The following is a 13,344-nucleotide window of genomic DNA, read 5'->3' on the forward strand; positions in this document are numbered from 1 at the left end:
CGCACCCGAAGGAGGCCAAACCACCTATACCCGCAGGTCCGCACCGGCGACCGGGTAGCGACGCCGAACAACGAGCACACGGCTACGCGAGCGACCACGTCCTAACAGGCTCGCCGCCGAACAACCTGACCCGGCACCCACACCCGCGACCGCCAGGCGCCACCAGGCCCCGGGCAGCACAAGAGCCCCCGCCGCCCGGAGGCGGCAGGGGCCTGCGCTCAGTTCTGGTCCAGCTCGTACCGCTCCGCTCGGCGAGCCGCCCACCGGGCCACTCGCGTCCAGCGGCGTACGGCACGCGCGCTACCTCGGGCCCGCTGGTCGCGGATCCCTTCTTCCAGATCCCGTATTCGGGCCCTGGACAGTTCTTCGTAAAGCAACATCTCGCTGATCTCCTCGATCTCGGTCTTCGTCAACTGCAGTTGCGGACGCATCCGCGCTTCGTAGTCCTTCGCGGTAACCGGTTCGACGCTCATGCGGCGGCGCTCCGGTGATCGCCGCCGGCCTTGGCCGCGGCGGGCTCGACGGTGGCGTTCTTGCGCGGACGGCCACGGGGCCGCTTGCGCGCGATGACGACACCGCGCTCGAAGATCTCGCCGCCCCAGACGCCCCACGGCTCGCGGCGAGCCAGTGCGCCCGCCAGGCAGGCCTCGCGCACCGGGCAGTCGGCGCACTGCGCCTTCGCGCGCTCGAGCTCGGCCGGGGACTCGGCGAACCACAGGTCCGCGTCGCCCGAACGGCAGGGCAGAGCCGCGTCCGGCACGGCGATGGGGTCGAGCAGGTCGGCGAATATTGCCTCACCCGAGGTGTAGGCGATGGCCGAAGACATGGCAGTTCCTCCTTGTGTCGTACGGGTTTTCGGTTGGGAGATGGAGCTGGGCAACGCTGTTCCTCTTGGGTTGTGCAGCCAAAAACACGAAGGCCGCGGATCCGGGTTATCCGGTTCCGCGGCCTTCGTGAGCCTCTAGTCCTGACTAGGTCAGGAACTTCGCTCCCGTATCGACGACGGAACACGGAACTGCTTGATGGTCGGCAGATCAGCCTGCGGGTACGCGGCGAGAACGCCCTGCGTCCCGAAGACGACGACACCGGTGGCCCAACGACGCTCGACGCGCCGCATGCCACTGACCCCGTGCGCGCTCACGGACACACCGGTGCCCGGGCGCTGAGCAACCGCGACTTCCGCGGCGCAGGACAGACGGGTGCCCGGATTCGTGAGCGTCATGGTGTTGATCATTTCACCGGCACCTCCTTCTGTACTCTGCACACACTGCCGCCGAGCGGCGCTGTCACGTGGATCCCCAGGCGAGCCCTTCGGGCTCGGTACTGGCAGGTTATTGCCCCCCACCACACCGGGGCAACTCAATTAACCGGAAAATCCTCGAAGATACGAAGATCGGCCCTGAGCAGCGGGTTCGCCGCGTCGATCATGGTCCGGACGCGGTCAACACCACATCGCGCGACACCGCCACCCGGGTGATGCGACCCGGCGGCACCGCACCGGACAGCACTACTCCACCGAAGCCCGGACGACGCCGAGGATCTCCGTGCCGAACCGCTCCAGCTTGGTCGCGCCGATCCCCGAGATCGACACCAGCGCCGCCTCGTCCACCGGGCGCTGCTCGGCGATGGCCATCAGCGTCGCGTCGGTGAACACGACGAACGCCGGCACCTTCAGCTCGCGGGCCCGGTCGCCGCGCCAGGACTTCAGGCGTTCCAGCAGCCCCTCGTCCACCGTGGACGGGCACTTCCCGCAGCGGCCCAGCTTGACGTCGAGGGTCTCCAGCAGCGGCCCGCCGCAAACGCGGCAGCGCGTCTTGACCGGCGTCGCCGGCTTCTGCTGGGTGCGCGCCGCCCGGGCGGCCGGGTGGTCCTCCGGGATCAGGCCGTAGAGAAAACGGCTGCGCCGCCGGTTGCGCCGCGCTCCCGGCGTGCGGGCCAGCGCCCACGACAGCCACAGGTGCTCGCGGGCCCGCGTCACGCCGACGTAGAAGAGCCGCCGCTCCTCTTCGATCGCCGCCTCGTCGTCGCCGGCGTGCAGGATCGGCATCGTGCCCTCGGCCAGGCCGACGAGGAACACCGCGTCCCACTCCAGGCCCTTGGCCGCGTGCAGCGACGCCAGCGTCACGCCCTCGACCGTCGGCGGGTGCTGGGCCGCGGCGCGCTGGTCGAGCTCGGCGTTGAAGCGCGGCAGGTCCGCGTCCTCGACCGTCGAAGCCAGCTCTTCGGCCAGCTCGACGATCGCCAGGAGCGCGTCCCACCGTTCCTTGGCCGCGCCACCCGCCGGCGGCGACTCGGTGAGCCCGACGCGGGCGAGCACCGAGCGCACCGTCGTGACCAGGTCGGAGCTGCCGTCGCCGCTCGCGGCCCGCAGCGCCGACATCGCCTGCCGGACCTCGGTCCGGTTGAAGAACCGCTCGCCGCCGCGGACCAGGTACGGGATGCCGGCCTCGGTCAGCGCCGACTCGTACGCCTCCGACTGCGCGTTCACCCGGTACAGCACGGCGATCTCGCTCGCCGCGACGCCGCCGTCGAGCAGCTCGCGGACCCGCCGCGCGACGGCCTCGGCCTCGACCGCCTCGTCGTCGAACTCGGCGAAGCGCGGCTCCGGCCCCGGCGCGCGCTGGCCGATCAGCTTCAGCCGCGAACCCGCCGGCCGCCCGCGCGCCGCGCCGATGACCCGGTTCGCCAGCGAGACGATCTCGGGGGTCGACCGGTAGTCGCGCTCGAGCCGGACGACCGTCGCGTCCGGGTAGCGCCGCGTGAACTCCAGCAGCGACTTCGGCGACGCGCCGCCGAAGGAGTAGATGGTCTGGTTGGCGTCGCCGACGACGGTCAGGTCGTCGCGGCCGCCGAGCCACGCGTCGAGCAGGCGCTGCTGCAGCGGCGTGACGTCCTGGTACTCGTCGACGACGAAGCAGCGGTAGCGGTCGCGAAACTCCTCGGCGACGACGCCGTGTTCTTCGAGCACCGCCGTCGTGTGCAGCAGGAGGTCGTCGAAGTCGAGCACCTGCGCGGCGTTCTTCAGCTCTTCGTACGTGCGGTACACCTGGGCGATCTGCGCGGCCGGCGCCGGGATGTCGCGCTGGATGCGCGCGGTGACGGCCGGGTAGTCGTCCGGGCTGATCAGCGACGCCTTCGCCCACTCGATCTCGCTCGCCAGGTCGCGCAGGACCTCGGTCTCGGTACCGAGCTTGGCCCGGGTCGCGGCCTGGCCGACGTAGCGGAACTTGTTCTCCAGCAGGTCCCACGGCCGGTCGCCGACCACGCGCGGCCAGAAGTAGCGCAGCTGGCGGCGGGCGGCGGCGTGGAACGTCAGGGCCTGCGCGGCCTCGACGCCGAGGCCGCGCAGCCGCGTCCGCATCTCCCCCGCGGCCCGCGTCGTGAACGTGACGGCGAGCACCTGACCGGCGGAAACGTGCCCGGACCGGACGAGGTGGGCGATCCGGTGGGTGATGGTGCGGGTCTTGCCCGTGCCGGCCCCGGCGAGCACGCAGACCGGCCCCCGTGGGGCACTGGCGGCGGCGCGCTGCTCCTGGTCGAGACCATCGAGCAAACGGTTCAGGCTCTTGGGTGAAAGTACGCCGGTCACGTCCGGCATCCTCGCAGAGGGGGACGGGGAATCGGGGCAGGGGCACGCGGCCGTATCCTGGTCATATGGCGGGTAAGCAGGACAAGGAAGCGGCCAAGCAGGCCAAGAAGGAGAAGCGCGCGGCGAGCAAGGCCCGCCGGGGCCAGCTCTTCGAGGCCTTCAAGATGCAGCGCAAGGAAGACCCGTGGCTCATCCCGTGGATGGTCGGGTCGATCGTCGTCGTCGCCGGCGTCCTGTTCGGGGTCGGCTTCTTCTTCGACGCGCAGTGGGTGCTGCTGCCCCTGGGCCTGGTGCTCGGCGCCCTGGTCGCCATGATCATCTTCGGCCGGCGCGTCCAGAAGACCGTCTACTCGAAGGCCGACGGCCAGCCCGGCGCCGCGGCGTGGGCGCTGGAGAACCTCCGCGGCAAGTGGAAGGTGACGCCGACCGTCGCGGCGACCACGCAGCTCGACGCCGTGCACCGCGTGCTGGGCGGCCCGGGCGTGGTGCTCGTCGCCGAGGGCGCGCAGCACCGCGTCAAGACGCTGCTCGCCCAGGAGAAGAAGCGCGTCTCCCGCCTGGTCGGTGAGACGCCCATCTACGACGTGACGATCGGCCACGAAGAGGGCCAGATCCCGCTGAAGAAGCTCCAGGGTTTCCTGATGAAGCTGCCCCGCAACCTCAAGCCGGCCCAGGTCGACGCGCTGGAGGCGAAGCTGGCGGCGCTCGGCAACCGCGGCGCGGCGATGCCGAAGGGCCCGATGCCGGCCGGCGCGAAGATGCGCAACGTCCAGCGCACGATCCGTCGTCGCTGACCCGCCCCGACGACGAAGGCCCCGTCCGCGCCGGACGGGGCCTTTCTCGTGGGTGCGGTCAGCGCATCCGGATGACGACGGTGCCGGTCAGCCGGTCGAGCCAGCTGCGGCCGTCGGCGTTGCGGACCGCCGCCGGAATGATCAGGAACGTCAGCACCGCCCGGACCAGCGCGCGCGGCGGGCCGACCAGCGCGGCGCCGTCGAGCCGGGCGACGCGGATGCCGGCGACGGCCATCCCGGGGGTGAACCCGAAGAAGCCGGCGGACACGACGGAGATGACCGCCCACACGCCGCCGGACCAGAGGTTGAAGTTCTGCATCGCGACCGGGTCCTGCAGGCTGGGGTGCAGGAAGATGGCCGTGACCAGGGCCGCGATGACGAGGTCGACGACCAGCCCGAGCAACCGCGCGCCCCCGCTCGCCGCCGAGCCCACGCCCGATTCGGGCAAACCGAACTTCTCGCCCGGCCAGCGCGACTCGCGCTGATCAGCGTCCTGCCGGCCCTCGCCGGTGCCGGGTAGCCATTCACCGGTCCATCTCGCCACCCATCCAGGGTATGCCGGTGGCGCGGACCACATCCGCCCTGGTCGGATAGCCGGTATCCACCCACCCGTTAACACCCGCGAAACATACGGGTGACGGTCGGGCAACACCGCCCTCTTAGCGTGAGCCGAAGAGAGCACTGCCGTACGAGCTCGAACGAGAAGGAGTCACCGAGGGTGCCCACTACTCCAGACGACATCCAGCGCCTCATCGCCGATGAGGACGTCGAAGTCATCGACGTCCAGTTCTGCGACCTGCCCGGCGTGATGCAGCACTTCACGGTCCCCGCGAAGGCCTTCACGGACGAGGCCTACGAAGAGGGTCTCGCGTTCGACGGCTCCTCGGTGCGCGGCTTCCAGTCCATCCACGAATCCGACATGCTGCTGCTGCCGGACCCGGCGACGGCCCGGATCGACCCGTTCCGCAAGGCGAAGACGCTCGCGCTCAACTTCTTCGTGCACGACCCGTTCACCCGTGAGGCGTACAGCCGCGACCCGCGCAACATCGCGCGCAAGGCCGAGCAGTACATCTCCGAGTACGGCGTGGCGGACAACGTCTACTTCGGCCCCGAAGCCGAGTTCTACATCTTCGACTCGGTCCGCTTCGACTCCGCCGAGCACGCCTCGTTCCACGAGATCGACTCGATCGAGGGCTGGTGGAACACCGGCGCCGACGAGGTCGGCGGCAACCAGGGCTACAAGACGAAGTTCAAGGGCGGCTACTTCCCCGTCCCGCCGGTCGACCACTTCGCCGACCTGCGCGACGACATCGTCCGCAACCTGACGAACACCGGTTTCGAGATCGAGCGCGCGCACCACGAGGTGGGCACCGCCGGCCAGACCGAGATCAACTACAAGTTCAACACGCTGCTGCACGCGGCCGACGACCTGCAGCTGTTCAAGTACATCGTGAAGAACACGGTGTTCGCGGCGGGCAAGACGGCGACGTTCATGCCGAAGCCGCTCGCCGGCGACAACGGCTCGGGCATGCACTGCCACCAGTCGCTGTGGAAGGACGGCCAGCCGCTGTTCCACGACGAGTCGGGCTACGCCGGCCTGTCGGACACCGCGCGCCACTACATCGGCGGCCTGCTCAAGCACGCGCCGAGCCTGCTGGCCTTCACGAACCCGACGGTGAACTCCTACCACCGCCTGGTGCCGGGCTTCGAGGCGCCGGTTTCGCTGGTCTACTCGCAGCGCAACCGCTCGGCCTGCGTCCGCATCCCGATCACGGGCAACAACCCGAAGGCCAAGCGCGCCGAGTTCCGCTGCCCGGACTCCTCGGGCAACCCGTACCTGGCGTTCTCGGCGATGATGATGGCCGGGCTCGACGGCATCAAGAACAAGATCGAGCCGGCGGACCCGATCGACAAGGACCTCTACGAGCTCCCGCCCGAGGAGGCCAAGAACGTCAAGCTGGTCCCGGGCGACCTCGGCACGGTGCTGGACACCCTCGAGGCCGACCACGACTACCTCCTCGAGGGCGGCGTCTTCACGCCGGACGTGATCGAGACGTGGATCTCCTACAAGCGCGAGAACGAGATCGACCCGCTGCGGCTGCGCCCGCACCCGTACGAGTTCGCCCTGTACTACGACGTGTGATCGCCTAGTACAGCCACGGGCACGCCGGCGGCGAGGAGCGAACAGCCCTCGCCGCCGGCGTTTCTCATTCCGAGGTCGACAGCAGCTTCAGGTCCGCGCCCGCGGCTTCGAACTTCCCGCGCGGGTCCGCCACCAGCTTCCGGATCTCCAGGTCCATCAGCCCCATCGTGCAGGTGATCTCCGCGGCCAGGGTCCCGTCGGCCTTGTAGATGTTCGAGTCCATCGAGAACGTCTTGCCGCTGCCGAACTTCACGTCGCACGTCACGTCGACCTCGTCGCCCGCGCGCAGCTCGCGGCGGAACACCACGTGCGTCTCCAGCAGCACCGATGCCACGCCGGGTAGTCCCTTCAGCGCGCCCGCCGCTTCGAGCAGCTCGAGGCGGGAGACCTCGCCGTACGAGTGGTAGACGGCGTGGTTGAGGTGGCCCAGGGTGTCCAGCTCGTAGTGCCGGACCTTGATCCGGGTCCGGAACGGCTCGCGTTCAGTCACGAACCCCACTGTAGGTCAAGCCTCGTAGAACAGGTGCTCCACCACGGTGTGCGCCCGCCGGGTGAGGCGACGGTACGTGTCGAGGAACTCGCCGGGGTCGTCCGCGGCCGACTGGCCGAGGACCCGCGCCACCGCGGCCAGGTCGCGACCCCCGCCCGGCACCTCGTCGACGGCCTTGCCGCGCACCAGCATCCCCGCGTTGCGCACCCGGGTCGCCAGCAGCCACGCCTCGCGCAGTGAGTCCGCTTCGGACTGCTCGGCCAGACCCGCTTCCGGCAGGCAGGCCAGCGCGTCCAGCGTCGACGTCGTCCGCAGCCCCGGAACCGTACAAGCGTGCTGGAGCTGCAGGAGCTGGACCGTCCACTCGACGTCGGCGAGGCCGCCGCGGCCGAGTTTCGTGTGGCGGGTCGGGTCGGCTCCGCGGGGCATCCGCTCCGTCTCGACGCGGGCCTTGATGCGGCGGATCTCGCGCGCTTTCGTCGCGTCCAGGCCGCCCTCGGGGTAGCGGATCGGGTCGATCATCGCGATGAAGCGCTCGCCGAGGTCGTCGTCGCCCGCGACGAACCGGGCGCGCAGCAGCGCCTGCGCCTCCCACACCTCGCCCCAGCGCGCGTAGTACGCGCGGTACGACTCCAGCGTCCGCACCAGCGGCCCGCTCCGGCCCTCCGGCCGCAGGTCGGCGTCGACCTCCAGCGCCGGGTCCGAGCTCGGCGCGCCCAGCATCTTCCGGACGGTCTCCGCGACCGACGAAGCGAACTTCACCGCGTCGGCGTCCGAGACCCCTTCGGACGGCTCGCACACGAAGAGGACGTCGGCGTCGGAGCCGTAGCCGAGTTCGGCGCCGCCGAGCCGGCCCATCCCGATCACCGCGATACGCGCCGGCGTACGGCCCAGCTCCGCCTGGCGCTGCCGGAACGCCGCGGCCAGCGCGCCCTGCAACACGGCCACCCACACGCTGGACAGCGCTTCGCACACCGCGGGCACGTCGAGCAGGCCGAGCAGGTCGGCGCACGCGATCCGCAGCAGCTCGTGCCGCCGCAGGGAACGCGCGGCCGCGACGGCGGCGTTCAACCCGGGCTGACGCCGGACGGCGGCCCGCAGCGACGTCGCCACCTCGGCGGGTGTCCGGCCCAGCAGCCGGGCCGGGTCGCCGAGCAGTCGCAGCACCTCCGGCGCGCGCACGAGCAGGTCCGGCACCAGCCGGGACGTGCCGAGCAGGGCCGCCAGGTTCTCCACGACCGTGCCCTCGTCGCGCAGCACCCGCAGGTACCACGGGGTGTCTTCGAGCGCCTCGGACACCTTCCGGTACGACAGCAGCCCGCCGTCGGGGTCGGGCGTGTCGGCCAGGAGGTCGAGCAGCACCGGCAGCAGCGCCTGCTGGATCGCGGCGCGCCGCGAGACGCCGGAAGTGAGGGCCTTGATGTGCTGGAGCGCGCCGTCGGGGGCGGTGTAGCCGAGCGCGGCCAGCCGGCTCGCGGCCTGCTTGGTGGTCAGGCGCAGCGCCTCGGTCGGCACGTTCGCGACGGACTGCAGCAGCGGCCGGTAGAAGATCTTCTCGTGCAGGCGCCGGATGCCCTTGCCGTGCTTGCGGAACTCGGCCAGCAGCGCCTCGCCCTGGCTCTTGCCGCCGCTCGCCTTGATCCCGCTGGCCCGCGCCAGGATCCGCAGCTCGTCGGTGTCCGACGTCGCGGGGAACAGGTGCGTCCGGCGCAGCCGCCGCAGCTGCAGCCGGTGCTCGATCATCCGCAGGAACTCGTACGACGCGCCGAGCTCGGCGGCGTCCTGGCGGCCGACGTAGCCGCCTTCGCCGAGGGCGGCGAGCGCGTCCATCGTGGACGGCGAGCGGAGGTCGGCGTCCACGCGGCCGTGCACGAGCTGCAACAGCTGCACGGCGAACTCGACGTCCCGCAACCCGCCGCGGCCCAGCTTGAGCTCGCGTTCGGCGTGTTCGGACGGCACGTGCCCCTCGACGCGACGGCGCATCTGCTGCACCTCGCCGACGAAGTTGTCCCGGTCGGCCGCCGACCACACCAGCGGCGCGACCATCTCGGCGTACTGCCGGCCGAGCTCGGCGTCACCCGCCACCGGGCGCGCCTTGAGCAGGGCCTGGAACTCCCAGGTCTTGGCCCACTTCTGGTAGTAGCCCTGGTGACTCTCCAGGGTGCGGACGAGCGCGCCGGCCTTGCCTTCGGGGCGCAGCGCGGCGTCGACCTCGAAGCACGCCTTCCCGACGACCCGCATCGTCGTGCTGGCCAGCCGCGTCGCGACGCCGAGGTCGTCGGCGCCGACGAAGATGACGTCGACGTCGCTGACGTAGTTGAGCTCCCGGCCGCCGCACTTGCCCATGGCGATGATCGCCAGGGTGCCCTCGGCCGGCGCACCGGCCTCGGCTTCGGCGACGGCGAGCCCGGCGGCGAGCGCGGCCTCGGCCAGCTCGGTCAGCTGCGCCGCGACCTCGGCGTAGCCCGGGTGCTCCAGCCCGGCCTCGACGAGGTGACCCAGGTCGGCGGCGGCGATGCCGAGCAGCTGGCCGCGGTAGGCGATCTTGAGGGCCTGCTCGGCTTCGAGGCCGGTGACGACCGAACCGTCTTCACGCACGAGCGACGCGCGCAGGTTTTCGCGGTAGCAGGCGGAGTCCGTGCACTTGTCGCTCGTGAGCGACTGCCACTGCTCCGGGTTCGCGGCGAGGAAGTCGGCGAGCGCGCTCGACGTCCCGAGCACGCTGAGGAAGCGGCCGCGGAAGGTCCGGTGGGCGCGCAGCTGCTCTTCGAGCCGGGTCCACTCACCCTCGTCGGCCTCGCGGATGCGGTCGATCCCGCGCAGCGCGAGGTCCGGGTCCGCGGTGCGGGACAACGCCGCGAGGACGTCGGCGGCGGCCTCGACCGGACCGCCGTCGTCCCACCAGCCGGCCGCGCGCAACTGACCCTCGGCACGGGCATCGGTGAAGCCGTACCTCGCCGCCGAAGCGGTCGAACGCGCGCGGTCTGCCATCACGAACCACCGTATCCCGGGCGACCGGGTTCAAGCGGCCAGCCGGCCCGGTTCGGTCCCGGCGGGCGTCGGCTCGGGGACCTGGAAGCTGTGTGCGGTGACGGGGTGCCGACGGGACAGCAACCAGATCCCGGCCCCCACACCGATCCCGACAACGCCGACGGCGATCGTGCCCGCGGTGCCGAGGGAGGCGATCTTGCCGGAGATCGCACCGACGATCGCCGCCGCGGGCAGCGTGAAGAGCCACGCGAGGACCATCCGGCCCGCCATCCGCCAGCGCACCGGGGCCTCCCGGCGGCCGACGCCGGAGCCGACGATCCCGCCGGAGCACACGTGCGTCGTCGACAGCGGGAAGCCCAGCCGGGACGACACGAGGATGACCAGCGCCGAGCTCGTCTGGGCGGCGAAGCCCTGCGGGCCCTCGATGTCCGTGAGGCCCTTGCCGAGGGTGTGCGTGATGCGCCAGCCGCCGAGGTAGGTGCCGAGCGCGAGGGCGCAGGCGGCGCTGATGATCACCCAGAAGGGTGGCGATGCGCCCGCGGGCAGGCTGCCGGCGGTGACGAGCGTGAGCGTGATGACGCCCATGGTCTTCTGCGCGTCGTTGGTGCCGTGGGCGAGGGAGACGAGCGACGCCGAGACGACCTGGCCGACCTTGAACCCGCGCGTGGCCGGGCGGCCGCGGACGAGGAAGCGGTAGACGAAGTACGTCGCGAGCATCGCGACGACGCCGGCGATCACCGGGCTCGCCGCGGCCGGGACGAGCACCTTTTCGACGATCTTTCCGAAGTGGACCGAGTCGGCACCGGCCGAAACCCAGGTGGCGCCGATCAAGCCGCCGAACAGGGCGTGCGACGAGCTCGACGGCAGGCCGACGAACCACGTCACGAGGTTCCAGACGATCGCGCCGATCAGCCCGCCGAAGACGACCGACGGGCCGATCTTCGTGTCGTCCACCAGACCACTGGAGATCGTCTTCGCGACCTCCACCGACAGGAACGCGCCGACCAGGTTCAGCACCGCCGAGATCGCGACGGCCACGCGGGGCTTGAGGGCCCCGGTCGCGATCGACGTCGCCATCGAGTTCGCGGTGTCGTGGAACCCGTTCGTGAAATCGAAAACCAAGGCCGTGACTACCACGATCACGACCAGCAACGAGGGCTCCACCCCGACCTCCGAACCCTTGTGGGGACTCCTTCCGCAAGGTACCTGACGGGTGACGCCTGGCGTTAACAGGCTGTTGCTGATTGTGATCCCAGGCGTTAAGCCAGTGGTAAGGAGCGTTGACTGTCGGCGGCGGGCCGGAGCTCTCCGGCGGCCAACCGGACGAACCGTTGCGCGAACGGGCGCCAGGTTTCTTCGATGTCGGTGTGCACGGTGATCAGCGCGTCGTGGTCGAGTGAGCCCGGACGGGCGAATTCCGCCATCTCGGGCTCGTCGGCGGCCCAGCTCTCGACGACGGCGGGCGTCGTCTCGATGTGGAACTGGACACCGTAGACACAACGGTTGAACCGGAAGGCCTGGTTTTGGTACAGCGGCGCGGAAGCGAGCAGATCGGCGCCGGGCGGGAGCCGGGTGATCGCGTCGGTGTGGAACTGCAGGACGTCCTGCATGAGCGGCAGCTCGGCGAAGAGCGGGTCGGTCCACGCCGCGTCCTTTTTGGCGACGAGGTGCGGACCGACCTCCGGCCCGTCCGTCCCGGGCTCGACGCGGCCGCCGGTCGCGACGGCCAGCAGCTGGGCGCCGAGGCAGATGCCCAGGGTCGGGATCCTCTTCGTCGCGGCTTTCGCCAGCAGGCGCCGGACGTCGGCGAGCCACGGGTGTTCCGCGTCGTCCTCCGCGGCCATTCCGCCCCCGAGGCAGACGACGCCCTGGTAGCCGTGGGGGTCCGCGGGCAGGTCGTCCTTCGGCAGCAGCCGGAGGTCGAGCTCCGCGCCGGCGTCGGCGAGCCAGTCGCCGAGGGGGCCGAGCGGGTCCGACGCGTCCGGCTGGATGATGAGCAGTCGTGTCACGCTTTTCAGGGTAGGTGGCTCAGCAGGCGCAGCGGATCCCGGCTGTTTGTCCGGCTCCTTCGACGGGGTAGCCGGCGGCGATCCAGGCGGTGATGCCGCCGGAGAGCCGTTTCACCTTGAACCCGAGCTCGGCGAGCTTGAGGGCGCCCTTGGTGGCGGCGTTGCAGTGGATGCTCTCGCAGTAGCAGACGTAGACGAGCTGCTTGTCGAGGTGAGCCGTCGTCTCGGCCGTCATGTCCCGGTAGGGCAGGTTGATGGCGCCGGGGATGCGGGCTTGGGCGTAGACCTCTTCGGCCCGCGTCTCGACGATCACGTAGCCGTCGGTGTGACCGGCTTCGAGGTCGCGGACGAGATCGTCGGGATCGACCTCGAAGGCGAGTTCGGCGCCGAAGTAGGTCATGGCGGCTTCGGGAGCCGGCGCGGGGACGGTGAGCGTGCGTGCGGTGGTCATGCCCTGAATCCTGCTGGTCACGAGCGTCCGGACACAGGGCAGAATCGGCGTGGAAGCCCGGGCCGGCCGGGGATTTCCCCGTTCCGGCCCTGCACAACTGGGAGAATCACGGTGGACCTCGACGACGTCGACTGGCACTTGCTGGAGCTCCTCCAGGCGGACGGCCGGCTCAGCTTTTCGGAGCTGGGCCGCCGGGTGTCGCTGTCGGGCTCGGCGGTGACGGAGCGCGTGCGTCGCCTCGAGGAGCGCGGAGTGATCACGGGCTACGGGGCCCGCGTCGACACGACGAAGCTGGGGTTGCCGATCGAAGCGATGGTGCGGGCCCGGGTGCGAAGCCTGGACACGCCGCGGTTCCGGACGGTCGTGTTGCCGCTGCCGCAGGTCGTCTCGGCGGACCACGTCACCGGGGAGGAGTGCTGGATCCTGCGGGTGCTGTGCCGAAGCACCGCGGAACTGGAGGAGCTGGTCGAGAAGGTGCAGCGGTACGGGGAGACGACGACGTCGCTGGTCTTGTCGAGCCCACTGCGGAGCCGGCCGGTACCTCGGCCGTAGCCGGCTTGCGGCTTCGCCGGTGTGATCGGGGAGGCATCTCGCGTGTCTGGGAAGGCATCTCGCGTGATTGGAGAGGCATCTCGCGTGATTGGAGAGGCATCACGTGTGATTGGAGAGGCATCACGTGTGATTGGAGGGTCGGCTCGCGTGCCTGGACGGTCGGGCTGAGTGGATGCGGGCATGAGAAAAGGGCCCGGGCCGGGAGACTCGCGTCTCAACCGGGCCCAGGCCCTTCCCCAACGTAAGTTCGGCGGTGTCCTACTCTCCCACAACCCTTCGGTTGCAGTACCATCGGCGCTATCAGGCTTAGCTTCCGGGTTCGGAA

The 13,344-nt window shown here is 70.7% G+C and carries 13 protein-coding genes and 1 rRNA gene; 3 read left to right on the forward strand and 11 right to left on the reverse strand.

The genetic code is table 11. The features are described 5' to 3' along the window. Window positions 1-218: 218 nt before the first annotated feature. From ACZ4TR_RS34625 to ACZ4TR_RS34640, 4 genes are all read right to left on the reverse strand, one after another. Window positions 219-473: a hypothetical protein gene (locus tag ACZ4TR_RS34625; protein WP_364520742.1), complete on the reverse strand. Its 255-nt coding sequence runs from the start codon at window positions 471-473 to the stop codon at window positions 219-221. After that, window positions 470-826, reverse strand: coding sequence for a WhiB family transcriptional regulator (locus ACZ4TR_RS34630; RefSeq protein WP_086682990.1), 357 nt, complete (start codon window positions 824-826; stop codon window positions 470-472). The genes ACZ4TR_RS34625 and ACZ4TR_RS34630 overlap by 4 nt, the downstream gene beginning before the upstream one ends. A 150-nt stretch (window positions 827-976) precedes the next feature. Further along, window positions 977-1,234, reverse strand: coding sequence for a hypothetical protein (locus ACZ4TR_RS34635; protein WP_364520741.1), 258 nt, complete (start codon window positions 1,232-1,234; stop codon window positions 977-979). 273 nt (window positions 1,235-1,507) lie between these two features. Beyond that, window positions 1,508-3,598, reverse strand: a complete 2,091-nt coding sequence (locus ACZ4TR_RS34640; RefSeq protein WP_465291984.1) for an ATP-dependent DNA helicase UvrD2 — start codon at window positions 3,596-3,598, stop codon at window positions 1,508-1,510. Window positions 3,599-3,654: 56 nt separating this feature from the next. Between ACZ4TR_RS34640 and ACZ4TR_RS34645 the strand changes: the two genes are divergently transcribed. Further along, complete coding sequence (locus ACZ4TR_RS34645; RefSeq protein WP_364520739.1) at window positions 3,655-4,383, forward strand: DUF4191 domain-containing protein; 729 nt, start codon at window positions 3,655-3,657, stop codon at window positions 4,381-4,383. A gap of 58 nt (window positions 4,384-4,441) precedes the next feature. Here ACZ4TR_RS34645 and ACZ4TR_RS34650 read toward each other — a convergent pair whose 3' ends face one another. Beyond that, on the reverse strand, window positions 4,442-4,831 hold the full coding sequence (locus ACZ4TR_RS34650) for an RDD family protein (RefSeq protein ID WP_465292020.1): 390 nt from the start codon (window positions 4,829-4,831) through the stop codon (window positions 4,442-4,444). A gap of 270 nt (window positions 4,832-5,101) precedes the next feature. Here ACZ4TR_RS34650 and glnA point away from each other — a divergent pair, with 270 nt between their 5' ends. Continuing rightward, entirely contained in the window at window positions 5,102-6,526 is a 1,425-nt protein-coding gene (gene glnA, locus ACZ4TR_RS34655) for a type I glutamate--ammonia ligase (protein WP_364520738.1), read from the forward strand. 64 nt (window positions 6,527-6,590) lie between these two features. Here glnA and ACZ4TR_RS34660 read toward each other — a convergent pair whose 3' ends face one another. The 5 genes from ACZ4TR_RS34660 to ACZ4TR_RS34680 all read right to left on the reverse strand — a co-directional run bounded on the left by ACZ4TR_RS34660 (window position 6,591) and on the right by ACZ4TR_RS34680 (window position 12,467). Beyond that, a complete protein-coding gene (locus ACZ4TR_RS34660) occupies window positions 6,591-7,016 on the reverse strand; it encodes an acyl-CoA thioesterase (RefSeq protein ID WP_364520737.1) in 426 nt (141 codons plus the stop codon). 15 nt (window positions 7,017-7,031) lie between these two features. Further along, entirely contained in the window at window positions 7,032-10,007 is a 2,976-nt protein-coding gene (locus ACZ4TR_RS34665; RefSeq protein ID WP_364520736.1) for a bifunctional [glutamine synthetase] adenylyltransferase/[glutamine synthetase]-adenylyl-L-tyrosine phosphorylase, read from the reverse strand. A gap of 30 nt (window positions 10,008-10,037) precedes the next feature. Continuing rightward, window positions 10,038-11,171 carry an inorganic phosphate transporter gene (locus ACZ4TR_RS34670; RefSeq protein WP_465291985.1) on the reverse strand — a complete coding sequence of 378 codons (1,134 nt, stop codon included), beginning with the start codon at window positions 11,169-11,171 and terminating at the stop codon, window positions 10,038-10,040. 95 nt (window positions 11,172-11,266) lie between these two features. After that, a complete protein-coding gene (locus tag ACZ4TR_RS34675; RefSeq protein ID WP_465291986.1) occupies window positions 11,267-12,016 on the reverse strand; it encodes a type 1 glutamine amidotransferase in 750 nt (249 codons plus the stop codon). A gap of 19 nt (window positions 12,017-12,035) precedes the next feature. After that, window positions 12,036-12,467 carry a rhodanese-like domain-containing protein gene (locus ACZ4TR_RS34680; RefSeq protein WP_465291988.1) on the reverse strand — a complete coding sequence of 144 codons (432 nt, stop codon included), beginning with the start codon at window positions 12,465-12,467 and terminating at the stop codon, window positions 12,036-12,038. Window positions 12,468-12,578: 111 nt separating this feature from the next. Between ACZ4TR_RS34680 and ACZ4TR_RS34685 the strand changes: the two genes are divergently transcribed. Next, window positions 12,579-13,019 (forward strand): Lrp/AsnC family transcriptional regulator, encoded by a 441-nt coding sequence (locus ACZ4TR_RS34685; protein ID WP_465291990.1) that lies wholly within the window; start codon window positions 12,579-12,581, stop codon window positions 13,017-13,019. Window positions 13,020-13,264: 245 nt separating this feature from the next. Here ACZ4TR_RS34685 and rrf read toward each other — a convergent pair. After that, window positions 13,265-13,344 (reverse strand): 5S ribosomal RNA (gene rrf, locus ACZ4TR_RS34690); the annotation flags it as partial.

The sequence above is a fragment of the Amycolatopsis sp. NPDC028719 genome (genome assembly GCF_055565395.1).